The following is a 25,766-nucleotide window of genomic DNA, read 5'->3' as shown; positions in this document are numbered from 1 at the left end:
TAATTTTTAGACTATTTTAGCATATTTGCATACAAAAAGGACTTGAATTCTCCAAGTCCTTAGAATTTAATATCCATTTCATCAATTGGCCAGTAGCGCAGATTCACCTTTCCTACCACCTGGTCAGCATCAATGCAGCCGAAATGCCGGCCATCCCAGCTTTCCAGCCTGTTGTCCCCAAGGACGAACAGCTGTCCTTCAGGCACTGTTTCTGTATGAGCCACTTCCTCCAGGGTGAAATCGCCGGTCAGGCGTCCGCCGAGGGTTTCTTTTCTGTATTTTTCAAGGAAAGGCTCCTCTACAAGCTTGCCGTTTATATAAAGATGGTCATCTTTATAGTCGACACTGTCGCCCGGCAGCCCGATGATCCTTTTGACGTAATCCTCTTTTTCATTAGCATGGAAGACTATGACATCAAATCTTTGGAGCTCCCCGATCTGATAGCCGATTTTATTGACAACCAGTTTGTTTCCATCCTGCAGCGTCGGCATCATGGACCCGCCTTCAACAACATAATTTGAAAAGAAAAACATACGGATAAAAACAAAAATGATGATTCCGATCGCGAAGGCCTTTATCCACTCAAGACCCTCCCGCTTAACCTCTTCTTTCACGCGGTCCCCCACCTCCATGGTTTATTTGCTGCTGTCTTTATCTGCTCCCATGTTAATCTTTACTTCGATCCTTTTGCCGACATACCAAAGAATGAAAATAACGGCAAGGACAATCACTGTCCTGATGGGCTGTGTCACCAATGATCTTATATCATAGCCAATGAAGCTTATAGTGAAAATCATGACCATTTTGCCTGTCAGTACTGCCAGCATATACTGAGCAAAGCTTATTTTGGAAAGTCCGGCCACTATATTCACAATGGCCGAAGGCGTAAAGGGAAAACAAAGCAGGATGAACAATGGGCCAAAACCATGGCGCTCGATCCAGCTCATCAGCTGCTGCACCTTTGCATGTTTCCTCAGAAAGGTTAATATCCTCTTCTGCCCGTAAGTCCGGATCAGGTAAAAAACAAGCATGGCCCCTGCACATGCACCTGCCCAGGATATCAGAAAGCCTAGCCACAAACCAAAAGCATTGGCATTTGCCATGACGAACAGGAACAGCGGCAGAAAAGGCAGGAAAGCTTCAAGCATTGGCAGCAATATTCCGGGCAGCGGCCCAAAAGAACGGTAGCGTTCAATAAGATCCATTATATTTTCCAGTGTCAGCCAATCCTTGAGCAAGTCAAAATCCATTGAAAAATCTCCTTAATAAAAACAATTCGGTATTTATTCTTACCTCTGGCAAGGAGTCTTTACACCACAAATTCCACCCTGTGCCTTTTTATTTCGACAAAAACCCGTTAATCGCCTGCCGGTTTTGTTCCAGATTGACTCCAAGGACATCCGCCCCTCCTGGAGTAGTTTCATCCCAATAGGAACCTTCCACAGGGACCCTTAATGTCTCAATCTGCCTGCCTTCCTTAGACAGAAGGCTTTTGCCCATATATAAAATGTCTCCGGTATCCATATTTGTGTTGATATACGGGGTAACGACACCTACCAGCTTAGGAAGCTTAGGCAATGTCTGAATGCTGGTGAACTGATCGGCAATTTCCGTCATCACCTTCTGCTGCCTCTCCACCCTGCCGAAATCACCTACAGCATCATGGCGGAAGCGCACATAGCCGAGCAGATGCTCTCCGTCCAGCCTTTGAAGCCCTGGCTTCAGCGTTACTCCTATATTATCCGACATCTCCTTTTCAACGTCCACTTCGACCCCGTTCGGAAAGGCTTCATCGATCAGCTGGACAAATCCCTGAAAATCGACAATCGAATAATACTGGATATCAATATCAAAGTTCTCCTTGATCGTCTGCCTCAATAATTCAGGGCCGCCGTATGCAAAGGCAGCATTAATCCTGTTTTTGCCGTGGCCCGGAATGTCCACATACGAATCCCTCATAATGGAAATGATTTTATATGTCCCCTTATCAGGATGGTACTGCCCCACCATGATTGTATCGGTCCTCGGCGTTTCTTCCCCGCGTGCATCACTTCCAAGCAGCAGTACGTTCGTGCCTCCGTATTTGTCTGTTTCGCCATTGAATTCATATTTCACTTCTTTGATATTTTTTACTTTATCTTCAGACTGTGCCATACCTTGATTAAACTGGTAGTATGCATACGCAAGTGTGCCGGCAATAATCAACAGCAGAATTAACACAGCCAGCTTCCATTTGCGCTTCGTCTTTTTCTGCTTTCTTTCGTATCGATCCGATCTCATCGCAATTATCCTTCCATTATATAGTCAGGCCCGCAGCAGCTGTTTATTTTCAGTGAGCCGGCAGAACCGCAGTTTCAAAACTCCGGTTTATAAAAAAAGATTACCACTTTATATGACTCTGTCCGGGGACAAAAGGTTTCGCTTGTCCTTCTTGTATTTCTTTTTTTCCTTGCCGGTCTGGCATCCTGAAGGACTGCCCTTCATTTTTATTGTACACAAAAAACCGCAAAGACTCACAGCTTTGCGGTTGTTTTTCTGGATTATCCTGCTATTTACTGATAAAAAATTACAAATGCTTATCAAACCAGCCTGAGATATAATCAAGGCGGCTGATCCGGAGCGAAGGTTTCCCGCTCCTGGAGAGCTCATGGTTGGATTCAGGGAACCTCACAAAGCTCGTTTCTTTTTTGCGGTGCTTCAGGCTGATGAACAGCTGTTCCGCCTGTTCAATCGGACAGCGGAAATCCTTCTCGCCGTGAAGGATCAGCAATGGCGTATTCATTTGATCAACATAAGCAAGCGGCGAGTGCTTCCAAAGCTTTTCGATATCATCAAGCCCTGCCTGGATCTGCCAATCTGTGAAATAATAGCCGATGTCGCTCACTCCATAGAAGCTGATCCAGTTTGAGATCGAACGCTGGGTGACGGCTGCCTTGAACCTGTCTGTGTGGCCGATGATCCAATTGGTCATGAAGCCGCCATAGCTTCCTCCCGTCACCCCGAGCCTGTCCTGGTCGATGAACGAATATTCCTTCAGCACATAATCGACTGCATCCATCAAATCCTCGTAATCCCTGCCCCCGTAGTCACCGCGGACGGCATCAACAAATTTCTGTCCGTACCCATGGCTGCCCCTTGGATTGATATAGAGAACAGCATAGCCTTTAGCGGCAAGGACCTGGAACTCATGGAAATAGGAATTGGCATACATCGCATGCGGCCCGCCATGGATTTCAAGGACCAGCGGATATTTCTTCCCTTCTTCGAATCCGGCAGGCTTCATCAGCCAGCCATGGAGATCCCATCCGTCACCTGAAGTAAATTCAATCGGCTCTGCTGCGGAAAGGCCGGTTTTCTCCAGAAACTCTGAGTTGACAGCTGTCAGCTGCTTCAGTTTGCCTGTAGTGACTTCCAGCAGGAACAGGTCGCCTGGATGATCCGGCTTGCTTATAGCCACTACAGCCCTGTCATTATTCCCTCCGGTTGACAGGCCATAGACATGCTGCCTGTCAAGCAGCGCAGGGAACAGCTCTCCTTCCACCGTCCCGTAGTAGACTGCAGTGCTGCCATTATCAGTCGCAAGGAAATAGAAGCTCCGGTTATCATCTGACCAGAGAAGGCCTGGAGAAACGGCTCCCTGCTGAAAATCGCCGATCGCATAATCTCCTACCAGAAGATCTGTATCTGCTGTCAGGCAGCGAAGTTCTCCCTGTTGGCGGTCATACACCCACGCTTTTGAAAGGGTAGCATTTTCAAACTCCCTTTCATGTCCGATCAATCCAAGATAGCGGCTGTCAGGCGACCAGGTGACACTGCCGAAATAGCCTGTGCCACCGGTGATTTTCTCATGCTCTTTCGTTTCAAGATTGATCAGGTAAGCATCACTGGCATATGAAAAATCCTTGTCCCCGCTCAGGTCTGCTGTCACAGCCAAATGCTTCCCGTCCGGCGACCAGCTTTGAAGGCTGTAATCATCTTCTCCCTCTGTTACTTGCTCGATATCACCGGTATCTGTGTCAGCAATGGCAATATGGGTGTATTTTCCGTTCCAGAAGCCCTGGGCATCGGATTTATACCTCATTTTATTCACTTCAAGCGGAACAGGCTTTTCTTCTTTTTGCTCCCCGCCTTCGCGGTCATTGACCGATTCTCCCTCCCCGAGGGAAACAGTAAAGGCGATTTTGGAGCCATCTGGCGACCATACCGGATTGCCGGCCCCGTTCTTGCAGTATGTAAGCTGGCGGGCCTCTCCGCCGGCTGCGGAAAGGATGTGGATTTGATTTTTTCCGCTGCGGTTCGACACGAAGGCGACCCTGCTGCCATCCTGGGACCAGCGCGGAGAATGATTGCGCCATGTGCCGAATGTCCATTGGACAGGAGCGCTTTTATCTTCTGTGTTTATGTAATAAAGATTGGAGCTGTATGCATCCTTTTCCTCCAGGATAACGGTTTCGGTATAGACACAATCCTTTCCGTTCGGCGCCAGCTGGGGGTCGGCCGCCGATTTTAAATGATGCAGATCTTTTGATGCTATGGTGTTTTTTGCCATGTAATCATCTCCCCTTTATATGTAAAACCATCCTACTTATTTCGACAACAGAAATACTTTTCCTGCCTGACTGGCATTTTTTCAGGAAAAATATTTTTTTCTGCTCCAAATTGTGCTCTATGGCTGGATATGAGGAAGACTGTTAGAGAGTGATGCCAAATTCGACTTGCATAGAAAGCAGGGATTCAGTAAAATAATAACGAACAAACGTTCTATTTCTGTTCGGAGGAGCAAGCTGATATGACAAGAATTCCAGAGGATGACCGAAATATTATGGAGCAGGCAATCTACCTTCCTATGGTATTGGTTGTGCTGAACAGGGACATAGGTGTTATTAACAATAGTCCCTTTAAACTTAAAAAGCCTTACCTGAATTTAATTGAGGAGACGATGAAATTCATCCAGACAGAGCTGGCAGGCGTAAAGCGCTATATGAAGGATAACCGCCTCCAGGTTCAGGAAATAAAGCGGGATGAAGCATTCACGATGTTCATGTTCCTTTATAAAGGGTATGAAGAGCACCATAATTATTTTAATCCGAGGATCCGCAACAGGGTGCAGGAGCTGATGGAATATTACTTGTTCAAACGCTGGACAGTGCAAGAAGAGAGCCGCCTTCGTCTACAGAGGCCGGGACAGCATCTATAAATGATCACATGGGGCCGCATGCAAGGGATCACTCGAGCTTCCTGTTGCGGTAGCTCCCAGCCGGCTCTGAAGCTCTGTTGAGCCTTTGACTATCTGTGAAATAGAACATTTTCCTGCCATGCCCTTCAATCCGCTGATGAAGCTTTGTCCTTAGATGGGCTGTCCTGAGAAGCTGATTTTCAAATGAGCTGGATGACACAGGGAGGATCAGTGTATGCTTGTTTCCGAATACGACCTTTGTATGTGAGGGATCTGTACGATTGTGGGCTGCAATATGCTCATAGGAGATCCAGATGCAATCGGGGTTGTTCGGGGATGTTGTCGGAAAAAAATACAGCAGGTTTGTCGGGTCGATGACGATTGGGACTTTATGCGTCACGCCAATGATATCTTTGGTCGCATCCTTCCGTCCTTCGTATGAGGAACCGAAGTAGCCGCAGCTTTTTTTGACGATATCAAACGGTTTGAACGGGGACAGGAATTCATCTTCCACCTCAAAGATCCGTGAATAAATTTTTTTGCCGTATATCTGCGGCATGATGATCATCGTAGAAGGATTTATTTCGTATTCCTCCACCAATCTTTTTTTATGCATATCCAAGTGATTCATCTCCTTTGCTCTTCGTTTCATTTCATTATACCACCTTTATTACAGATAATTGCAAATTTTTAGTCAATTATTGTCAAATAATCCCTGACGAATTAATTTTCTAAAAATTTAAATAATTTAGTTGAATTTTTGCCTGCTCCTCCATATAATATTAAAAAGCAGCAGGGGTGATTTTCATGAAAGAGAAGTCATATGCAGAGTCGATGAAAAAGAACACGCTGAACCGCAAACAGCTCAAGGACACGTACGTCTTACACCTCTACATTGAAATGCTCTTGTCGGAAGTGCAGCTGATATCCGAAAAAGAAAAATTGGCCCAAAAAATCGATCAAGCCCTCGATGATCGCAACAAGGCCTTATTCACCCAGCTATCAAAAGAGTACAAAGAATTGAACGAACGATTTGGAAACTAGAACACTGGAAACCCTCCGGCCCGGCCGGAGGGTCTTCTTAATTATCCACGGACCGTTCAGTGGCCCAAATACTCTACTCTTTTCTCTTTTAAGCTCTCAATCTCCCGTTCTGCAGCATCTTTCTCCGTTCTGAGCTCGATTTCGAGGTCCTCAAGCACATTCAGGCATTCCTTCACTTTTTCAGCAGAGGCATTGATTTTCTCCTGAACCATCCAATCTGAAAAGATATTATCAAAGAAAAGATCGGCAATGCCCAAAAAGCTTCCCACCTCAAGCTCGGCGGAAATGGAGCGGCCAAGGTCATCAAGCTCCTTCTGCAGCTTTTTCAGGTTATACTGCGCGTCATGCAGGGACTCTTTTGCCTTGTCCATATGCGACCTTTTCGCCATGGTCGAGAGGAAGTCGCCACCCGCAAGGTCGAGGAAACCCCAATTTTTCGCGCTCGAAAGCTCGCCATCAGCTTTGCGCAAGGCTTCCCTCGCCTCAGCCAAGGCACTCTCAGCTTCCCGTATCTCCTGAAGCATCGCTTTCCTTTCCTCCAGCCGGTCTGATAAATGAAAAAGCATATCGCTGACAGCCCCGCCTTCCTGCAGGATCAGACGCTCTTTTTCCAATAGCAGTTCTTTATATTCCGCCCCCGCCGTTTCCAATCCGGCAGCTTTTTCCCCGAGCATGCTGATGTCGGCTTCATAATCCTTTATTTTCTTCAAGGATTCATCATACAGCAGCCTTGCTTTATACGCTTCCTCTTTCTCTTTTTGCAGCCTTTCTTCCTTTTTTCCGCTGATCATCAGGAAGAATCCTGACAATGAAGGGCCTTCGAGCTTGTCTGCTTCCTTCAGCTCCTTCTCCCAAGTTGTCTTCAGCCTTGCTGATGAAGCCTTTTCCTGATCCCTTTCAGCCTTCAGTGCCTCAAGGCGTTTTTTATATTTTTCGTACTGCTGCTCCTTCTGTCTTGCTTCAGCAATTCTTTGATCCAGATTCATCACCAGGTCCCCTTTTTTTGATTCGTATAATAACCATACGGATTTGTCTGGAAAAAGATTCAAAAACAAAGAGGCCCCCGCTCTGCCGGGTGCCCCCTGGTTATCCGCTGCTATTCGCTGCCGGATCCGGTTCTTTTATTCATTTCATACTCTTCAAGCATGGAGATACGCTCCAGCATGGTCGGATGCCCATACCGGAATATTTTCACAAGCAGCGGCGGCTTCACCTGGCTCAAGCCTGCCTTCGTCAATTCCTGGAACGTGCCGATGGCCGCTTCCGTATCACTTGTCATTTCAATGGCATACCTGTCTGCCCTCGTTTCCTGATATCTGGACACCAGGTTGGTAATGGGGCTGGCAGCAAACAGCAGGAAGGAAAGAAGCACAAGAAACAGCGGGAGCGAGCGGATGTCGGAAACCTCCTGCACCTTGAAGGTCTCCCCCCATCTGGCAATCACCCAATCCATCAGCTTTGATATGAGATACAGGCCGATCAAGGAAAGCACTAAATATCCCGCAATCCCTATGTATATATGCTTCTCTACATAGTGGGCCATTTCGTGCGCCATGATGAACAGGATCTGGTCATCACTCAGCCGGTTGAGTGTTGTATCCCACAAAACGATCCGTGAGTTTGGACCGATGCCTGTTACATACGCATTAAGCGAGTTGGTTTTCTCTGCCATGTTTACTTCAAACACATGCTCGGCAGGGATATGTGCCTCACCCGCTAATTGAAGGATTTTTTCTTCCAGCTCTTTATTTTTAAGCGGATAGAAATCGTTGTACAGCGGATCGATTACAACAGGCTGGAGGAACATCATGAAAAGTGTGAATGGCACCGATAACAGCCATGCATAAAGCCACCATCTTTTTGTGCTTTTTTTCATCAGCCAATACAGCACTGAAACCAAAATGAACATCGTTCCGTAATTGATCCAGAAGTCGATCAATTCATCCTTCATCCAGGAGCTGAAGGTCTGTGTTGAGATATTGTAGCTCTTGGACAGTGAATAGCTGATAAAGCTTAAAGGGAATGTGGCTGCGAACGCAAAGACTGAAAGCCACAGCAGATAGATGGCCGTCTGCAGAGCTTTTGCCTGCGCTGATTTCCCCGCCCACTTCTTCATGGCCGAGGACAGGCCGGTCACAAGGACGAGAACATAAAACACCCATTCAAGGGGAGTGGACAAAAAGAACAGCAGGTTCCTTACCTTGGAATACTCTTCACTCAGCATAAGCTCCCGCCCGTTCAGAAAAGCTTCCGGGTCTGCCTGCGTTCCCTGATACTCAAAAGGCAGGCTTGTATTCGCAAAATAAAACAGATACCAGTAAAAAAACAGCCCGTAGACAATATAGCCGATGACTGTATAAAAGCCGATTTTCCGAGCCATTCCGATTCCCCCTTTCTTCTTCACAGCTGCCTTTTTTGCCAAAATAAGCGGCAGCCGGGACGGGCTTTCTTTGTACAACCTCTCCCTACAGTGTAGTACCAATTGTTTATTTTAGAACAGCAAAATGGATGAGCCTCAATTATATGTTCTCCCAAACCGCCTTCCATCCGCCTGTCATCAATAGAAAAAACCAGGCTCAGCATACCGAGCCTGGCATTCATGCTAGAAAAAGTAGGAGTATACCGACAATACAGCGATCGACCCGAGGACAACCACGATGACGTTTGCTCCAAGATAAGCTGCCAGGAAAGCTGCAGCTGCCCCGAGCAGGCCGTACCAGATGTCTTCCTGGATAAAGAGGATTCCAGGGAAAATAAGCGCTCCCAATGTCGCATAAGGGACATTTCTCAAAACACCCTGCCAGAATGCAGGCAGCTCCTTCCCTCTGAACAGGACGAAGGGAAGCATCCTCGGAATATAGGTAACGGCCGCCATCCCGATGATCATCATAATGATTTGGCTATTCATGCCGCTTAACTCCCCTTCTCTTTTTCAAAGTTTCCACAGCTTCAGTAATCAATGCTGATAAAAGTGTCGCTGTGACTATGGCCCACCCTGTCGACAGCAGATCTGCCATTGTGAAGATAGTATTGAACCCTGCTGCAAGCACAGCCAGGAATATAACCTTTGCACTTCCCTTCATAGAAGGCACGAGCAGCCCCACAAACATGGCATATAAAGCGACTGACATGCTTTCCTGAAGAGTCTGCGGAAGGCTCGCGCCAATCAGATGGCCGATGCCTGAGCTGACCACCCAGCTTGAATAGGACACAAAGATAAGGCCAAACATGTAGCCTGAAGAAACTTTCTCTTTTTTCATGGAAGCGACTGAAAAGGTCTCATCTGTGATGCCAAAAGCAAACAGTATTTTGTTTGCCGTATGCTCGTCTTCACACTTTTCATTAAGAGATGCTGACATCAGGAAATGCCTGATGTTAACAATAAAGGTAGTAAGGATGATTTCAAATATCCCTGTCCCCAGCGTCAAGAGGCTCAGGGAGATATACTGGGCCGCACCAGCAAAGACGAGCAGGCTCATCAGCACTGTTTCTCCTACCGTAAGCCCTGTGGTCTTTGCCAGAAGCCCGAATGTTATGGCAATCGGAAAATATCCGATCGCAATGCTTATTCCTGCCTGTATTCCTTTGCGGAACTCGCCTGCTGGCCTTTCTGCTGCTAATTCTGCCATATCCTCACCTGCCGTTATGTATCTTAGGAAATTTTATGAAAGTACTGTGTTTCTTTTATACTTTTGGCTGTGGTAGTGTACCTTGTTGATTTTGGGCTCATTCGTGTGAAACTCTGTTTAACAAAGCTATACTTTTGAGTTATATTATACATATGTGCGTTATATTACACAATTCCTTTGGAGGAAAAATGGAGAATATTCATAAAAATATCGGGGAAAATTTACGGAATATACGAAGGAGCAGGGGGCTTAGCCTGGACATGGCCTCAGAAGCAACCGGTGTAAGCAAGGCAATGCTTGGACAGATAGAACGGGGAGAATCCAACCCCACTGTCACGACGTTATGGAAAATTGCCAGCGGCCTGCAGATTTCTTTTTCATCTCTGATGGCAGAGAAATTATCCGAGGTTTCTTTTGCCGATACCAATCAGATTAACCCGATCATTGAGAATGGAGGGAAATATAAAGTGTTTCCGCTGTTCCCCTTTGATCCGCGAAAAAAATTCGAGATATTCATTGTGGAAATTGCCCCTGGCTGGAAGCAGACCTCTGATCAGCATAACGAAGGGGTAGAAGAATATATTACGGTCATAAGCGGTGAAATTGAGGTAATGATCGGTGATAATCCATACACGATTCAGGAAGGCTCTGCACTCCGATTTGCCGCTGACCAAAGCCACAGCTACAGGAATACGGGGGAAGCACCAGCAAGATGCCAGGTAGTCATGTATTATGAATAGCAAAATAAAGGGTGCCGCATGAAAAATCACCGGCACCTTTTATTCAGGCAAGAACAGCGCGGTCGCTGTTCAATTTTTCACCGCGGATGCGCTGGAATTCCCCAAGCAATTTTTCAACGGTAAGTTCCTGCTTATCCTTTTCTCCTGCTTCAAAAATGATCTGCCCATTGTCCATCATGATGAGTTTGTTTCCGAGATCTATTGCCTGCTGCATATTATGGGTGACCATCAGGGCTGTCAGGCCGAAAGATTCAACGATCTTTCTGGTCAGTTCAGTGATAAGGGCAGCCCGGGCCGGGTCAAGCGCTGCTGTGTGCTCATCAAGCAGCAGGATTTTCGGCTCTGTGAAGGTGGCCATCAATAATGACAGTGCCTGCCTTTCCCCTCCCGACAAAAGGCCTGCCTTTGCTTCAAGGCGATCCTCAAGACCGAGGTGAAGCATTTCGAGCTGCTCCTTGAAAAAGGCCTTCCGTTTCTTTGTCATTCCCAGCCGCAGACCGCGTCCCCCTGTCCGCGAAGAGGCAATCGCCAGATTCTCCTCAATGGTTAAATTAGGGGACGTACCTGCCATCGGATCCTGAAAGACCCTGCCGATCAGGCGCGACCTTTTGTGCTCTTTCATTTGCGTAACACTTTTGCCGTCAATCAGCACTTCCCCTTCATCAGGATAGAGGCGCCCTGATATGATGTTCATCAAGGTGGACTTTCCTGCCCCATTGCTGCCAATGACTGTGACAAAATCACCTGGCTGCATGGATAGGTTAAGATGCTGAAGAGCCTTTTTCTCATCAGGGGTAGCTTCATTGAATACTTTATAAATCTGTTTTAGCTGCAGCAACCTGCCCACCTCCTTCTTCTGCCATTTTTTTTATCTCTTTCTCCCCAAAGCGCCTTTTTTTCCTCCGCCTTCTGTCCCGCTGCCGTTCAACCATCCTTGGTATAATGAGCGCACAGACAACGATCGCCGCCGTAATGAGCTTCATATCGCCCGTTTCAAGAAAATCAGCCCTGAGCGCAAGGGTTACGATAATTCTATAGAGAATAGCGCCGCCGATTACCGCCAAAGTCGCCCTGAAGATTGTTTTTGCCCCAAAGACCGCCTCGCCGATGATGACGGAGGCAAGGCCGATGATGATCATGCCGATCCCCATGCCGACATCGCTGAAGCCATTGTACTGGGCAATGAGTGCGCCTGAAAAAGCAACAAGTCCGTTGGATAGTCCCAGACCAAGGATTTTTAAAGTGTCCGTATCCGCTGAAAAGCTCCGCACCATCGTCTCATTATCGCCCACTGCCCTGATGGCAAGCCCGAGATCCGTTTTCAGGAAAGCATCGAGCAGCAGCTTAATGACAATTGATACAGCAAGCATGACCATCAGGATTCCCCATGTTTTGGGAACCATCCCGCCAAGCCCCATGCCCGTCAAAAGCGATGCCACCCCGCTGTCGAACGGCAGTGACTCCCAGAAGCCCGAAAGCTTTGTGATGACAGTCTCCTGCGAAAGGAGGGGCACGTTTGATTTCCCCATAATCCGCAGATTTATGGAATAGAGAGCAATCATCATTAATATGCCGGATAAAAGGGGATTGATCTTCCCTTTGGTATGCAGCAGGCCTGTCAGGCACCCGGCAGCAAATCCGCATATCATGGCCACTATGGTAGCCAGGAATGGATCTGACCCTGCCACAATCATCGAGGCAGCAACAGCCGCGCCTGTCACGAAGCTGCCATCTACTGTCAGATCCGGGAAATCCAGCACCCGGAATGACAGATACACGCCAAGGGCCATCAAAGCATATATTGCACCCGCCTCCACTGATCCAAATATCGCTGTGAACATATGATCTTCCTTTCTCCGGGAGGGAATTCTATCATTCTACTCAGTAAATTCAGCCAAGCTGTTCCATTCATCTTTAAGCTCGATACCCATTTCTTCAGCAGCCTTCTTGTTGATTAGAAGCTTTAAATTTTGCGGATACTGTACAGGAAGCTCTGATGGCTTATTCTCCCCTTCAAGGATTTTGGCCGCCATTTCCCCTGCCTCATAACCGATATCTTCATAGTCAAAACCGTAAGCAGCAAACCCTCCGCGTTCAACTGAGTCCAGTTCACCGACAAACAGCGGGATATCATTGTCATTGGCTGTCTGGATGACCGACTCCAGTGCGGAAACAACTGTATTATCCGTAATGATATAAATCATGTCTGCCTTGCCTACAAGAGATTCAGCTGCCTGCTTCACCTCTGAGGAAGCTGATACTGTGGCTTCTTCCAGCTTTAAGTCTGTTCCTTCCATCGCCTTTTTCACGAGATCAATCTGGGCATTGGAATTCTGTTCCCCCGAGTTGTAGATGACTCCTACCGTTTTTCCTTCCATTTGCTCAGCCATGAATTTCACCGTATTCGGGATGGCATCCGGATGCGTATCCGTTGTCCCCGTAATATTTTCTCCCGGCTCTTCCATTGAGGCCACAAGCTCAGCACCAACAGGATCTGTCACAGAGGTGAATACAATCGGGATGTCCTTGGTGGCATTCAGAGCCCCGTACGCGCTCGGTGTCGAATTGGCGAAGATAAGGTCTACACCGTCGCCGGCAAAGTTGTTGGCAATTGCCTGGTTGTTGTTCTGGTCTCCCTGGGCGATCTGTACATCATAGTCAACCTCGAGCCCTTTATCTTCAAGAGCCTTTTTGAACCCATCCAGGGCTGCATCAAGCGAAGGATGCTCCACTATTTGCGTTACGCCGATTTGATAAGTTTTTTTCCCATCTGCAGCCGTTTTTCCTCCAGCTTCATCTGAACCGCATCCTGACAGCAATCCTGCTGCCAGCAGCCCTGCCGCAGCCAATCCAAGCTTTTCCTTTTTCATGAAAAATCCCCCATTCTTGTCCTATCAATTGCTATCTCACTTTTGCACTTTTATGCTTTTATGCTTTTATTCACTAAATTATATAGGGGAATTATACTATATTCAAGCTGTTTTTTGATATTTTAGAAAGTTTATAATATAAAAATCAAAAAACACCCTGTGAACCGCTTTCCATTCACAGGGTGTTTTATTATCTTCCTTTGAATTCAGGCTTCCTTTTTTCTGAGAACGCCTGGAGGGCTTCCAGCCTGTCTTCTGTCGGAATAGTCACCTCATAGGCTTTTCTTTCAATCTGCAAACCTGTCTGCAGATCAGCATTCATTCCCTGCTTCACGGCAAACTTTGCCTGCTGAAGAGCGACATGCCCGTTTGCAAGCATTTCTTCAGCGAGCTTCAGGCATTCCTCAAGAAGCTGATCCTGAGGGACTGCTTTTGTCAATAATCCGTAATGCAAAGCTTCTTCAGATGTCAGCCTCCTGGCAGTAAGGATCAGCTCAAGTGCCTTTGCCTGCCCGATCAGCCTCGGAAGCCGCTGCGTCCCTCCTGCTCCGGGAATGATGGCAAGGCTGGTTTCAGTCAACCCCATCTTCGTTCCCTGGGCAGCCAGCCTGAAATCACAGGACAGGGCCAGCTCCATCCCTCCGCCAAAAGCGAATCCATTGATGGCTGCAATCGTAGGCTGCGGAAGAAGATCAATCAACGAGAACACCTCGCCGATTTTATAAACATTCCTTTTAACGTCCGTCTGAGAAAGTGTCTTTCTTTCCTTCAGATCTGCCCCGACACTGAATGCTTTATCGCCTGCTCCCGTAAAAATGACAACCCGGACATCCGGATTGATCCTGATATCCTCCACAGTCCGCTGCAGCTCTTCAAGAGTCTCATAATTAAAAGCATTCAAGGCTTCGGGCCTGTTCAGGGTAATGACGGCCGCATGGTTCTCCACTTTCAATCCAATGCTGCTCATATTTCCATATCAACTCCTTTGTTAGCTATCTGCAATATTCGCTCTCCGTTAATGAAAACCCTTTCTTTTAAACCTGCAAGTTTTCATTCTCCAGCCATCCCATCATAATGAAGAAAGGCGCCGCTCAAGCATGCAATTCTCTTTTCAAAGCAAAAACCAGGCAGGAGTGTGATTTCCGCTCTGGTTTTTGAAAAAAGAAATTAACGCAGTACTTCTGAGTATTGCAGAATTACACAAGCGAAATGCCCCTAAACAGATTCACTCTGCAAAAATAGCTTATTTTGTCTGAAGCACCTGTTTCTTCAATGCTCTTCTCAATATCTTTCCTGTCGTATTTTTAGGCAGCTCGTCCAGGAATTCGATCGAGGAAGGCAGCTTGTATTTAGCAAGATGCTGTTTGCAGTAGGCAATAAGCTCTTCCTCAGTGAGAGAAGGGTCGGACAGCACAACATAGCTTCTGACCGCTTCTCCCTGATTCGGATCCGGCACGCCGATGACAGCTGCCTCAACCACGCCAGGATGGCTGTACAGCACCTCCTCAACTTCCCTTGGATAGACATTGTAGCCGCCGACGATGATGATTTCCTTTTTCCTGTCTACAATATAGAAATAGCCTTCTTCGTCCATCCTAGCTATATCTCCTGTGAAAAGCCAGCCATCCCTGATTACAGCAGCAGTTTCTTCAGGCATCTTATAATAGCCTTTCATAACATTCGGGCCTCTTACAGCAAGTTCGCCGACTTCACCAGGCGGCACCTCATCACCCAGTTCATTGACAACTCTGTTTTCAACGTTCAGGATGGATGTCCCGATTGAACCAGGCTTGCGCGGCTTGTCAAGCGGATTGAAGCATGTTACCGGCGATGCCTCGGACAAGCCATAGCCTTCAGAAATAAGGACATTGAATTTTCTTTCAAAGTTTTCAAGCAATGCTACCGGCAAGGATGCACCGCCGGAAATGCAGAGGCGGAGGGACTTTAAATCTTCTGCCTTGCCATCGCTGTATTGGAGCAGGAAATTGTACATGGTCGGCACACCGGCAAAAACAGTTGCCTCATACTCTTTTACCAGCCTGAATACTTCTTTCGGGCTGAACTTAGGGTCAATAAGAATGGTGGCTCCATTCATCAGCGGAGCGTTAAGCACAACAGTCAGGCAGAAGACATGGAACATCGGAAGCGACGTAATGACCCTGTCTGATCCATTCATTTTTAAGTAATCGCTTACATCTTTTGCGTTGCTGTAAAGGTTTTTATGCGTGAGCATGGCGCCTTTTGGCTTTCCTGTGGTGCCTGATGTATAAAGGATGATAGCTGTATCCTCTTCCTCAAGCTCCGGTCCCCGGTAGCCTGCATCGCCTGAAGCCAGTACAGATGTAAACGATTTCAGTTTAGGGTAGACACTTAGAGTTGAGACATCAGCACCCGCCTGCTTGCCTTGCGGGGTTTCACAAATGATATAGTTTTCAACTGACGGAAGCGCCGCATGCATTTTCTCTGCCATTGGAACCAGCAAGTCCAGGCTGATGATAGCTTTGACATCACCGTTTTTGACAATATAGCCGATTTCATCCGGCGTATAGATCGGATTGATTGGAATCACAGTTGCTCCCAGGCGCATCGCCCCATACAAGCCGATAATGAAGAAAGGAGAATTGCCGAGAAGCAGTGCAACATGGTCTCCCTTTTGAATTCCCAGCTTTTCAAGGCCTGAAGCAAATTTTGTAACTGCCGCATCAAGCTCAGCATAAGTGCTTTCCTTGTCCATAAAATAATAGGCCGGCTTTTCACCCAGCTTCTGTGCGGTTTCATGCAGCTGTGAAGATAAGTTCATAACTTTCCCTCCTCCTAAATGAATGAATAGTCATTCATTAAATAATAAAAAATTTTCTAAATATATTATATTGAAAGAAATTTATGTATTCAAGTACACAGTGCCAAAATTTTGTATATATTTAGCCGCCTCTTATTCCGTTCCCATGAAAAAACCCCGCCTGGGCGGGGCAGAACTCAATAGACTAGATTAATAAAATCCTCTTTCGTGACATTTCCGAAATAATGTTTGATGTCTACATCTGCAAGAGCCTCTTCGATTGCCGCCTTGTCATAGCGCAGACCTGCCAGCTTTTCTTCAATGACTGCTACATCTCCGACCCCGAAAAAGTCGCCGAATATTTTGCAATTCTCAATGATCCCTTTATTAACATCCAGCCGCACATCGATTTGGCCAACCGGGAACCGGTGTGAATGCTGGAGATTGAATTTCGGCGATTTCCCGTAATTCCAGTCCCAATTCTGGTAACGCTCTTTTGATAGCTGGTGTATCTTTTCCCAATCCTCTTCTGTCAGTACATACTCCGGAATTTCGTCGAGATCCCCAAAGATATTTTTCAGGAGAGTGCTTCTGAACTGCTCTGTCGATACTTTTTCTGTCAGAAACTCAGAGATATTCGCTACACGGCTGCGGATGGATTTGATGCCCTTGGATTCAATTTTATCCTTTCTGACCTTAAGGGCTGATACTACGCTGTCAATCTCAGAATCAAACAGCAGGGTCCCGTGGCTGAACATCCTGCCCCTTGTTGCGAACTGGGCATTACCGGAAATTTTCCTTCCTTCTGCTGTGAGGTCGTTGCGTCCGCTCAGCTCAGCTGCCACTCCCATTTTCTTTAAAGCCTCGACAACAGGCTCTGTGAACTTCCTGAAGTTATGAAAGCTGTCGCCATCGTCCTTTGTAATGAATGAAAAATTAAGATTGCCCAGATCGTGGTAGACGGCTCCCCCTCCGGATAAGCGGCGGACAACATGAATGCCGTTTTTCTCAACATATTCTGTATTGATCTCCTCAATGGTGTTCTGGTTTTTGCCGATGATAATGGAAGGCTCATTTATGTAAAAAAGCAGATAGCTTTCCTGGTCAATGTCCAGGTTCTTCAAAGCATACTCTTCAATGGCAAGGTTTATGCGGGGGTCTGTAATCCCTTTGTTGTCGATAAATAGCATGATGATTCTCCTTTGTTTTAGATAGTATACGTATCATTGAATGCAGCCAGGCGGACTGGGCCGCTGTATTCCCTGGCTGACTCATCAGCCAGCTGTGATAGCTCGCCATAATGCGGAAGATGGGTCAGGACAAGCTGTTCCGCGCCCGCTTTTTCAGCAAGCCTGCCGGCATCATAGCTGTTCATGTGCCCTGCATTCTTTCCATTCTGATTACCGTAAAAATTACACTCGCTGACAAGCAGGGAGGCACCGGATGCAAAAGCAGCCAGCTCTTCTTTATAGGAAGTATCGGCTGTATACACCATTGCTTTGCCTTCTGCTTCAAACCGCATTGCATAGCAGGGCGCTGGATGGTCTGTTTTTAAAAATGTGATCGTAAAGGGGCCGAGGGCCAATCCATCGTCCGCCTTATACTCTTTCCCTGCTGTAATATCCTTATAGTTAAGCTTAGAGAACTCCTGAGGGTTTTCCCTGTGGGCATAGATCGGCAGGGTATCCATCTTTTTCCCAAGAAAGCCCTGTATCAGCCGGGCATGCTGCAATACCCCTATATCTGCGATGTGGTCAGGATGATAATGGGAGATGATGACCGCATCAAGCTCCTCCGGCTGGATGAGCTGCTGCATTTTCGACAGTACTCCGCTGCCGCAGTCCACAAGCAGGCGGAAGCCATTATGCTCGAGAAGATAGCCGGCACTGGCCTCATTTGCCTTAGGATAACCTCCCCAGGGCCCTATAACAGTTAATTTCATAGAACAGTCCTCCTTTTTCCGAATCCCTAATAACACTATAATCGATTATGCCTATTTTTTCATTTTTTTAAAATTGTATTGATACAGTTGTTGACTAAAAAATACTGTTATAATACAATGTAAATACAGAAACACAAACACATAACCCGGGAGGCTGACAGAATGCTAGAAAATATCGTGGAATTTTTCAGGAATTTGCCAGCAAAACAATGTTCGGAGTGCGGCAGCTCCATTGATGAGCAGCACGAATGCTATGGGAACAAATGTGATAAGTGTCTTGACTTGAACTGACTTGTATTCTATAAAATTATAAGAAAAGCGCAAGCGCCTTGCTCACCCTTAAGGAACGCAGACTAAGAACGCCACGTCCTGTGGCAACGTCTGCATGACCAGCTTCCTGTGGGCCTCAAGACGATCATCCCGGAAAGGCGTTCTTTGCCTTTTTGGGAGGTTCGGCTTGTGACCTCGAGGGGCAGGCGCAGCTGCTGGACAGTAATCGAAGTTAAAAAAATATACTTTCTTATTTTATGAAAAAGACCCGGCCGCTGGCCGGGTCTTTTCTCTGCTCTATTATTCTGCGATTGCTGCGTACTTTCTTTTATGCATGCTACTGAAATAAGTAATCGTGCCTGCAATGAATACGAGCATAAAGCCAAGCAGGATGGCTGCATTATGCCACATGAAGGCAAAGTCGCCGCTTGATGCCACAGCCTTCAGGCCTGCAACTGAATAGGTCATCGGCAGCAATGCATTAAAATGCTGCAGGAAGCCTGGGATCAGTTCAAGCGGGAAGGTGCCTGCACTTGTAGTCAGCTGCAGGATGAGTATAAGAATGGCAATAAATCTTCCCGGATCTCCAAGCGCTGTGACAAAGAATTGAATCAGCGCCATGAAAGTCAGGCTTGTAATGATATTGAACAGAATGAATAATGGGATGCTCTGAACTTCAAGCCCCAGTCCCGAAAGCAGGATCCATGAAGCGATAAGCGCCTGGATGATGCCTGCTGCTGCAAGGACGCCGAATTTGGCTGCAAACCAGCTCAGGCCGTTTCCAGGGACCGATGCCGGCTCCCTGAGCGGGAATACGATGGATAGAAGCAGAGCTCCGACGAACAAGCCCAATGAAAGGAAGTATGGCGTAAAGCCGGTTCCGTAGTTAGGCACTTCATTGATTTTTTCATTTTTCACCTGAACAGGTTCGGCAATCATATTGTAGGTTTTGTCATCTGCACTTACAGATGAAGCTTCCTCAGCTCCATCCTTCAGTTTGCCTGCAAGCTCAGCTGAACCTTCGGACAATGCTGAATTTCCTTCTGCCACTTTGCCGGCCCCTTCAGACAGCTTTCCAGCGCCTTCTTTCAGGGCGCCTGAGCCATCAGCCAGCTTGCCGAGACCGCCGGAAAGCTCTGTGCTACCTGCTGCCAGCTGTGCTGAGCCTGCTTTTGCTGAAGCAAATTTCTGGCTGTATTCATTCATGCCGGCGATAAACTGCTCCTCGCCGTTTTGAATCTTGGCTGTTCCTTGTGCAAGTGAAGAGCTTCCTGCTGCTAGAGAATCAATTCCCTGCTGCAATTGCTTCTGCCCTTCAGAAAGGCTGCCGATCTTTTCTGACAGCTGCTGGGCTCCGCCGGATAGCTGACCTGCAGATTCTGCAAGCTGAGATGTACCTGCTGCCAGCTGGCCCAATGCCGCTTGCAGCTCTTGTCTTTCAGGAGAATCCTCCGGCATCTGCTGCAGGACTGCCCCAAGCTTTTGCTGAAGCTGGGACATCCCCCCGCTGACTTTAGCAGCTTCTGTCTGCCATTGAGCCAGCGAACCTGAAAGTGTGGCTGCACCGCCCTGGAGCTGTTCTCCTCCCTGGACAAGAGCAGGGACTTTACCCTGTACCTGCTGAATTCCATCATTCAGCTTTGCGGCTCCTGCAGCTGCTTCCTGATTCCCAGCCTGCAGTTCCTTAGCCGCAGATTCTAATTTCTGGTGGCCTGCCTGGAGCTGTCCAAGGCCGGAGTCCAAATCCTTTGCACCAGCTGCCAGGTCTCGGGATCCCTTGTTTACCTGGCTGACGCCACTGTCAAATTCAACAGACTTCCCAGCCAATTCACCGAGCTTATTTTTCAGCTCCTGTGATCCTGATTTAAGCTCCCGGGCACCTTCGTCAAGTTTCCCTGCCCCATCGCTCGCCTGCACCAGGCCGTCTGTCATGTCGCCAATTTTATCAAACATTGTTTCGGCATATGTTTCGGTAATTTTTTCAGAAAGAGAAGCTTTAATCTTTTCAATCGCTGTACCTCCGATCTGTGAAGATAGGAAGTTGTAGCTTTCGTTTGGAACATAAATCAAATTCAGTTTTTTCGGATCTTCATCCAAAAGAGTTGTCGCATTCTCTGAAAAGTCCTCAGGAACCTCTACGAGGATATAATACTTCTCCTTTTCCAGATCTTTATAGCCTTCCTCTTTAGTAACAAACTGAAAATTAAAATCAGCGCTATCTTTTAAATTAGATATCAGTTCGTCCCCGAGCTGAAGCTCTTTCCCTTCGAATTCTGCCCCTTTGTCTTCATTGACTACTGCGACAGGCAGGTCGGAAAGATGATCATAAGGATCCCAGAAAGCCCACAGGAACATTCCGCTGTAAAGCACAGGAATGAACAGGACAGCAATAATCGGGATCAGCAGTTTTTTGTTTTTAAAAATAGCTGAAAACTCATTCCTGAATAGTCTATTCTTCATTTATATATCCTCCTGTACGATTGACTGTTTTGTTCAAATGGTCAATTTTATTCATAAAACAAGGATTATCCGTTTAAGTCAGTTAGATAATCCTTTAAACAGGTATTGCTCAAAGAGCTTGGCAATTTCCTCTTTTTCCAGAGGCTTATGCTGCTTTTCCCAATCAAAGATCAAGGCGATATAGAGCTTGAACATGATAAAGGCAGTCAGCTCAGGATCGCAGTCGACTATCTCGCCTTTTTTCACAGCTTCGGCAACTTTTTCTTTAATATAAGAAAGAATTGATTTTTCAAGCCTCTCCATTACCTCCATTACTGCAGGAGTACCCATTTCCTTTTCTTCCTGAAAAAGCTTGATGGTCAGCTGGTGAGACAATCTGAACTCAAGGATCCCATATAAGGCTCGATGGACATTTTCATGGAAAGATAAAGAAGGATTCATAGATTCGTCCGCTGCAATTTTCATTTCCTTGATGAGCGTTGAAATGATTTCATCGAATAATTCCTCTTTATTCTTAAAAAATGTGTAGATCGTACCTTTGCCGACATTCGCAATCTTGGCCACCTGATCCATAGTGGTCGCTTTATAGCCAAACAGAGAGAATGATTTATTGGCAGCTTCAATGATTAATTGCTTCCGGTCTACAGCCATCTATACACCTCGATTCGTAAAAAAATGACTAAGTGAACATTTTGGTCAATTTGAACAAAAATAATGATAGCATATGTCAGCAGCTCTTGCAAGGCTTCCTGGCTAATAATTTATTTATCACTTTGGCCGCAAGAAGAAAATAATCAGACACTAAAGAAGAGCCCTGCACTAAAAGGCAGGACTCCTTCTCACTCTGCTATTCTGAAAGCTTCCTGAGTACAGCTGATGCCATTGCATCAATGAACTCAGGCTGTGAATTTGGCATCTCCGGGCGATAATAGCTTGCGCCGATTTCCTCTGTCACGACTTTGCACTCATAGTCATTGTCATATAAAACTTCAAGGTGGTCTGCCACAAAACCGACTGGTGTATAGACGAATGCTTTATAGCCTTTTTCATTATATAAGTCGCGCGTCAGGTCCTGGACATCCGGTCCAAGCCATGGCTCAGGAGTATTCCCGGCACTCTGCCAGCCGACCTCATAATTTTCTATTCCCGCCTGTTCAGCGATCAGATCTGCAGTTTCCTTCAGCTGGTTAGGGTAAGGGTCGCCAGACTGGAGAATTTTCTCTGGCAGGCTGTGCGCTGATACGATCAGCACAGCATTGTCTTTCTCATCGGAAGGCATGGATGCGAAGGCTTCCTTCACTTTTTCTGCCCAATAGCCGATAAATTTCGGTTCTTGGTACCAGCTTTCTACAGAAGTAATCGTCAGGCCGCCAAGCTTTTCAGCTTCTTCCTTTGCACGGCCATTATACGATTTTACGCTAAAGGTTGAAAAATGCGGAGCAAGCACGATGCTTACAGCTTCTGTGATTCCGTCCTCATGCATGCTCTTCACAGCGTCCTCGACAAAAGGTTCGATATGCTTCAAGCCGAGATACATCTTGAATTCGATCTCATCCTGGATACTGTTGAGGTGCTGCTCAAGCTTTTCACCCTGCTCCTGTGTAATCCTGGCAAGCGGGGAAATCCCGCCGATTGCTTCATATCGGCTCCGCAGATCTTCGAGCATTTCATCAGAAGGCTTTCTTCCATGGCGGATATGGGTATAATAGCGCTCAATATCCTCTTCTTTATATGGGGTTCCGTAGGCCATGACAAGCAGGCCCATTTTCTTTTTCGGCATTATATTTACACCTCTTTATAATCATGTCTCTAGTCACTTATTGTGCCAAAAACCCGGCTCAATACAAAATCAAATGCTCAGGAATTACTCAGCAAGCTTGAAAGCCGAGTAATCGTGGATAAAGCCAGTCAGCTTTTTCAATGTATCAGGGTTGACAGACGGGAAGACGCCGTGGCCAAGATTGAAAATATAGCCTGGCTGCTGCATGCCCTGGTCGAGGATTTCCCTGGCTCTCTCTTCAATTACTTCCCATGGAGCAAGCAAAATGGCAGGATCAAGATTGCCCATGACTGTTTTCTTGATGCCCATCTCCCTTGCCTCGCTGATTGGAAGCCTCCAATCCAGTCCGACTACGTCCAGGGGAAGGTCATGCCACTCCATGGCCAGGTGGCTTGCGCCGACACCAAACATGATCAAAGGCACATTTTCTTCTTTAAGAGCTGTGAAGATCCGTTCCATAACCGGTTTGATGAAGCAGCGGTAATCAGCCACATTGAGTGCCCCTACCCAGGAATCGAAAAGCTGGATAGCTTTTGCGCCAGCCTTGATTTGTGCTTTTACATAAACGATGATCGTGTCGGCAAGCTTGTCCATCAGCGCGAACCATGCTTGCGGCTCAGAATACATGAAAGCCTTTGTTTTATTGTAATTCTTTGAAGGACCGCCTTCGATCATATAGCTGGCGATTGTGAATGGTGCGCCGGAGAAGCCGATCAAAGGAACTGTCAGCTGTTCTTCTGTTAAGAGCTTGATTGTGTCAAGGACATAAGGAATATCCTGTTCAGGATGAAGTTCCCCCAGTTTCTCAACATCTGAGAGCGAGCGGACCGGATTGGAAATGACCGGACCGATGCCTGTTTTAATATCCACGTCCACTCCGATGGCCGGCAGCGGCGTCATGATGTCTTTGTAAAGGATCGCTGCATCCACTCCGTAGTTTTCAACCGGCAGGCTTGTTACATAAGCACATAGTTCAGGCTGATGTGTTATTTCGAATAAGGAGTATTTCTCTTTGATGGCGCGGTACTCGGGCTGGGATCTGCCAGCCTGCCGCATATACCATACAGGCACCCGGTCTGTTTTTTCTCCGCGCGCGGCTTTTAAAAATGTTTCATCTATCTGTTTTGCCATAAAACTGTATCCACCTTTCAGTACTCTTCTGTTTGTTTATTGTAATATATCTTTCTGGAAATTAGAAATCTCGGTATGTATAAAGGCATATTGCCCCTTTCACTATAGCGGTTTCATGATAGGTTGTATAGATTGGCTGGGGAAATGTCGAAAATTTGCCTTAAAAGAGAAAAAGCAAAAACATATTGCATTACAAAAATCATTTCTATTTACAAATGGGGTGTTGATCTCCGTTCCAGGCACTTCGCTTTCCGCGGGGCGGAGTTGAGCCTCCTTCGCCGCAAGCGGCTGTGGGGTCTCAACTCTTCCGCTGCAATCCGCAGGAGTCTTCGTGCCTTGCACTCCAATCAACAGGTTCTTGAACTCGAATAGCAATGAACCCCAAACAATCTAATAAGTGCAAAAAAAGAAACAAAAAAGGCACGGAACCCTCTCATTCCGTACCCCTTTTGGTCTGCAAACTGCAGATTGAACCCGGCGCAAGCCATCTTTTATCTCGGCAGTGTAAATTCAGCTGTTCTTCCTTTGAATGCTTTTGTGCCGTCTTCGTTATAGAAAGGGCCGAATTCCAGATTGAATTTTTTAAAGAGTTCGAATTCATCTTTCCTGAATAAGAAGACATGAAGCTTCTCGCCCTGTGCTCCTGCTTCAATTGTCTGCGGATCGCGCGGTTCGACCATGCCCTGTGCCAGAACCCTTGCACGGTCATCGTCCACAGAAAGGATGGAGCCGATATTCCAGATGCTGAGGGGCTCGGAAGATTGATTGTCAATCTTGAATTTAACTGTCAGGGCTGCGATGCCATTGTCGCCAAAATTCTCAAAGCGGGGCTTATTGGCCTCTGTCGGGGTAATTTCTGTATATTGCACCCCTTCAAGTGTTACATTCACATCGCCGATCTTCTGGGTTTCGCCAATTCCCTCTTTTTCAAAAATCATCTGTTTATCTGCCATATTATCGGTCGTCAGCCGATCCTGATAGAATGAAGGCCCGCTTGCCAGTGCACTCTTCTGGTCATTGCTGTAGACAAAGTCAAAGACGGCATTTCCCTGGATGGAACCCTTGAACTGGTCGTTGTCTGCAGCTCCTCCTTCAATGATGTACTTCGGCTTTACAGTCGAAAGCTTATCGAATTCGGCATTTGTCAGGGTGAATGAAATCAGCCCTGTTACCTTTTCCCCGGCTGCGAATTTCCCTGTTTCTGATTCTTTTTTCGACTTAACCTTGTCCTCATCAAGGATAAAGGTAGGGTCTGATGGGTACCAGTCCAGCTCATGTGATGTCTGGATCCGGTGCATATTATTGTAATACATTGCTTTGTCAGTGCCATTATCCACTGTAACCTTAGCCGTGATCACATACCCGTCAATCTCATCATTGAACGGGATGGTGACATCTTCGTGCATATCTGTCACTTTAACGATCTGATATTCATCCACAGAGACTTTGAAGCCTTTCATATCGTGGACAAAGCCAGGAGCACTGTTCGTATAGATGACAACAGCATCGCCCTCTGATTCCTCGGCAATATTCGGGTTAAGCAGTTCTCCTTCGGCACTTGCCCCTTCAGCCGTTTCTTCAGCTTCTTCCACTTCTTCCGACTCATCAGTTTCTTCCTCTGCGGCAGCATTATCTGTTTCTTCAGCTTCAACCTTCTTTTCCGGCTCTTTTTCGTTTGAAGCTTTTTCGTCATTCCCGCATGCCGATAGCAAAAGCATTAGCGACATAAGTGCTGTCCATAAAACATTTTTCTTCACGTTTTTACACAACCTTTTATTGGATTATTTTCCCTTCGCCATTATAAATCACAAAATGATAGTTTTCCCTGTTTAATAGATGAAAAGGAAAAAATAAGGAAATGCTACCATAAAAAGCAGGCAGAGGCAGGAGGATGCACATAGATACAGAAGCCTCCGAATAGGAAAATACCCCCATCACTTCCTGT

General features: G+C 46.7%; 25 protein-coding genes. 4 read left to right on the top strand and 21 right to left on the bottom strand.

The annotated features are described in order from the left end of the window. Positions 1-59: 59 nt before the first annotated feature. The 4 genes from lepB to LCM00_RS07985 form a co-directional block, all read right to left on the bottom strand. Positions 60-614: a signal peptidase I gene (gene lepB, locus LCM00_RS08000; RefSeq protein ID WP_224899910.1), complete on the bottom strand. Its 555-nt coding sequence runs from the start codon at positions 612-614 to the stop codon at positions 60-62. A gap of 21 nt (positions 615-635) precedes the next feature. Next, positions 636-1,250, bottom strand: a complete 615-nt coding sequence (locus LCM00_RS07995; protein ID WP_224899907.1) for a TVP38/TMEM64 family protein — start codon at positions 1,248-1,250, stop codon at positions 636-638. An 88-nt stretch (positions 1,251-1,338) separates the two neighbouring features. Further along, positions 1,339-2,280: an LCP family protein gene (locus tag LCM00_RS07990; RefSeq protein WP_224899904.1), complete on the bottom strand. Its 942-nt coding sequence runs from the start codon at positions 2,278-2,280 to the stop codon at positions 1,339-1,341. A gap of 286 nt (positions 2,281-2,566) precedes the next feature. Next, positions 2,567-4,549, bottom strand: coding sequence for a S9 family peptidase (locus tag LCM00_RS07985; protein ID WP_224899901.1), 1,983 nt, complete (start codon positions 4,547-4,549; stop codon positions 2,567-2,569). Between the two features lie 240 nt (positions 4,550-4,789). Between LCM00_RS07985 and LCM00_RS07980 the strand changes: the two genes are divergently transcribed. Then, complete coding sequence (locus LCM00_RS07980) at positions 4,790-5,197, top strand: hypothetical protein (RefSeq protein ID WP_224899898.1); 408 nt, start codon at positions 4,790-4,792, stop codon at positions 5,195-5,197. A 28-nt stretch (positions 5,198-5,225) separates the two neighbouring features. Here LCM00_RS07980 and LCM00_RS07975 read toward each other — a convergent pair whose 3' ends face one another. Continuing rightward, positions 5,226-5,828 carry a competence protein ComK gene (locus LCM00_RS07975; RefSeq protein ID WP_224899895.1) on the bottom strand — a complete coding sequence of 201 codons (603 nt, stop codon included), beginning with the start codon at positions 5,826-5,828 and terminating at the stop codon, positions 5,226-5,228. Positions 5,829-5,983: 155 nt separating this feature from the next. Between LCM00_RS07975 and LCM00_RS07970 the strand changes: the two genes are divergently transcribed. Continuing rightward, the gene (locus LCM00_RS07970; protein ID WP_224899892.1) at positions 5,984-6,220 is read left to right on the top strand and encodes an IDEAL domain-containing protein; all 237 of its coding nucleotides are present in this window, start codon (positions 5,984-5,986) and stop codon (positions 6,218-6,220) included. Between the two features lie 56 nt (positions 6,221-6,276). Here the strand turns inward: LCM00_RS07970 and LCM00_RS07965 are convergent, their stop codons facing one another. The 4 genes from LCM00_RS07965 to LCM00_RS07950 form a co-directional block, all read right to left on the bottom strand. Beyond that, positions 6,277-7,206 (bottom strand): hypothetical protein, encoded by a 930-nt coding sequence (locus tag LCM00_RS07965; RefSeq protein ID WP_224899890.1) that lies wholly within the window; start codon positions 7,204-7,206, stop codon positions 6,277-6,279. A 110-nt stretch (positions 7,207-7,316) separates the two neighbouring features. Next, positions 7,317-8,600: a M48 family metallopeptidase gene (locus LCM00_RS07960; RefSeq protein WP_224899887.1), complete on the bottom strand. Its 1,284-nt coding sequence runs from the start codon at positions 8,598-8,600 to the stop codon at positions 7,317-7,319. Between the two features lie 222 nt (positions 8,601-8,822). Next, positions 8,823-9,128 (bottom strand): AzlD domain-containing protein, encoded by a 306-nt coding sequence (locus tag LCM00_RS07955; RefSeq protein ID WP_009793986.1) that lies wholly within the window; start codon positions 9,126-9,128, stop codon positions 8,823-8,825. Next, complete coding sequence (locus tag LCM00_RS07950) at positions 9,121-9,849, bottom strand: AzlC family ABC transporter permease (RefSeq protein WP_224899884.1); 729 nt, start codon at positions 9,847-9,849, stop codon at positions 9,121-9,123. Before LCM00_RS07950 ends, LCM00_RS07955 begins: the two co-directional genes overlap by 8 nt. A 188-nt stretch (positions 9,850-10,037) precedes the next feature. On the opposite strand from LCM00_RS07950, the gene LCM00_RS07945 reads away from it, so the two are divergent. Beyond that, positions 10,038-10,589 carry a helix-turn-helix domain-containing protein gene (locus LCM00_RS07945; protein WP_224899881.1) on the top strand — a complete coding sequence of 184 codons (552 nt, stop codon included), beginning with the start codon at positions 10,038-10,040 and terminating at the stop codon, positions 10,587-10,589. 43 nt (positions 10,590-10,632) lie between these two features. Here the strand turns inward: LCM00_RS07945 and LCM00_RS07940 are convergent, their stop codons facing one another. The 7 genes from LCM00_RS07940 to LCM00_RS07910 form a co-directional block, all read right to left on the bottom strand. Further along, on the bottom strand, positions 10,633-11,427 hold the full coding sequence (locus tag LCM00_RS07940; protein ID WP_224899879.1) for an ABC transporter ATP-binding protein: 795 nt from the start codon (positions 11,425-11,427) through the stop codon (positions 10,633-10,635). Continuing rightward, positions 11,402-12,430 (bottom strand): ABC transporter permease, encoded by a 1,029-nt coding sequence (locus LCM00_RS07935; protein WP_224899877.1) that lies wholly within the window; start codon positions 12,428-12,430, stop codon positions 11,402-11,404. The genes LCM00_RS07940 and LCM00_RS07935 overlap by 26 nt, the downstream gene beginning before the upstream one ends. Before the next feature lie 36 nt (positions 12,431-12,466). Continuing rightward, a complete protein-coding gene (locus tag LCM00_RS07930) occupies positions 12,467-13,459 on the bottom strand; it encodes an ABC transporter substrate-binding protein (RefSeq protein WP_224899874.1) in 993 nt (330 codons plus the stop codon). Positions 13,460-13,649: 190 nt separating this feature from the next. Continuing rightward, positions 13,650-14,426, bottom strand: coding sequence for an enoyl-CoA hydratase-related protein (locus LCM00_RS07925; protein ID WP_224899871.1), 777 nt, complete (start codon positions 14,424-14,426; stop codon positions 13,650-13,652). 276 nt (positions 14,427-14,702) lie between these two features. Next, positions 14,703-16,259 carry a fatty acid--CoA ligase family protein gene (locus LCM00_RS07920; RefSeq protein ID WP_224899868.1) on the bottom strand — a complete coding sequence of 519 codons (1,557 nt, stop codon included), beginning with the start codon at positions 16,257-16,259 and terminating at the stop codon, positions 14,703-14,705. Between the two features lie 176 nt (positions 16,260-16,435). Beyond that, positions 16,436-17,428, bottom strand: a complete 993-nt coding sequence (locus LCM00_RS07915) for a lipoate--protein ligase (protein ID WP_224899865.1) — start codon at positions 17,426-17,428, stop codon at positions 16,436-16,438. A 17-nt stretch (positions 17,429-17,445) separates the two neighbouring features. Further along, entirely contained in the window at positions 17,446-18,180 is a 735-nt protein-coding gene (locus tag LCM00_RS07910; protein ID WP_224899862.1) for an MBL fold metallo-hydrolase, read from the bottom strand. A gap of 162 nt (positions 18,181-18,342) precedes the next feature. Here LCM00_RS07910 and yhfH point away from each other — a divergent pair, with 162 nt between their 5' ends. Beyond that, positions 18,343-18,471 carry a protein YhfH gene (yhfH, locus tag LCM00_RS07905; protein WP_224899860.1) on the top strand — a complete coding sequence of 43 codons (129 nt, stop codon included), beginning with the start codon at positions 18,343-18,345 and terminating at the stop codon, positions 18,469-18,471. A 279-nt stretch (positions 18,472-18,750) separates the two neighbouring features. On the opposite strand, the gene LCM00_RS07900 is transcribed toward yhfH, so the two are convergent. The 5 genes from LCM00_RS07900 to LCM00_RS07880 form a co-directional block, all read right to left on the bottom strand. After that, positions 18,751-20,910 (bottom strand): YhgE/Pip domain-containing protein, encoded by a 2,160-nt coding sequence (locus LCM00_RS07900; RefSeq protein ID WP_224899857.1) that lies wholly within the window; start codon positions 20,908-20,910, stop codon positions 18,751-18,753. Between the two features lie 78 nt (positions 20,911-20,988). Further along, on the bottom strand, positions 20,989-21,561 hold the full coding sequence (locus LCM00_RS07895; RefSeq protein WP_224899854.1) for a TetR/AcrR family transcriptional regulator: 573 nt from the start codon (positions 21,559-21,561) through the stop codon (positions 20,989-20,991). 196 nt (positions 21,562-21,757) lie between these two features. Next, on the bottom strand, positions 21,758-22,690 hold the full coding sequence (gene hemH / locus LCM00_RS07890; protein WP_224899851.1) for a ferrochelatase: 933 nt from the start codon (positions 22,688-22,690) through the stop codon (positions 21,758-21,760). A gap of 84 nt (positions 22,691-22,774) precedes the next feature. Next, positions 22,775-23,821, bottom strand: coding sequence for a uroporphyrinogen decarboxylase (gene hemE, locus LCM00_RS07885; protein WP_224899848.1), 1,047 nt, complete (start codon positions 23,819-23,821; stop codon positions 22,775-22,777). Positions 23,822-24,312: 491 nt separating this feature from the next. Next, entirely contained in the window at positions 24,313-25,548 is a 1,236-nt protein-coding gene (locus tag LCM00_RS07880) for a DUF5068 domain-containing protein (RefSeq protein ID WP_224899844.1), read from the bottom strand. Between the last annotated feature and the right edge of the window lie 218 nt (positions 25,549-25,766).

This window comes from Bacillus infantis, from assembly GCF_020171945.1.
Classification (GTDB): domain Bacteria; phylum Bacillota; class Bacilli; order Bacillales; family Cytobacillaceae; genus Bacillus_AB; species Bacillus_AB infantis_A.
This window is presented reverse-complemented; position numbering and strand designations above follow the sequence as displayed.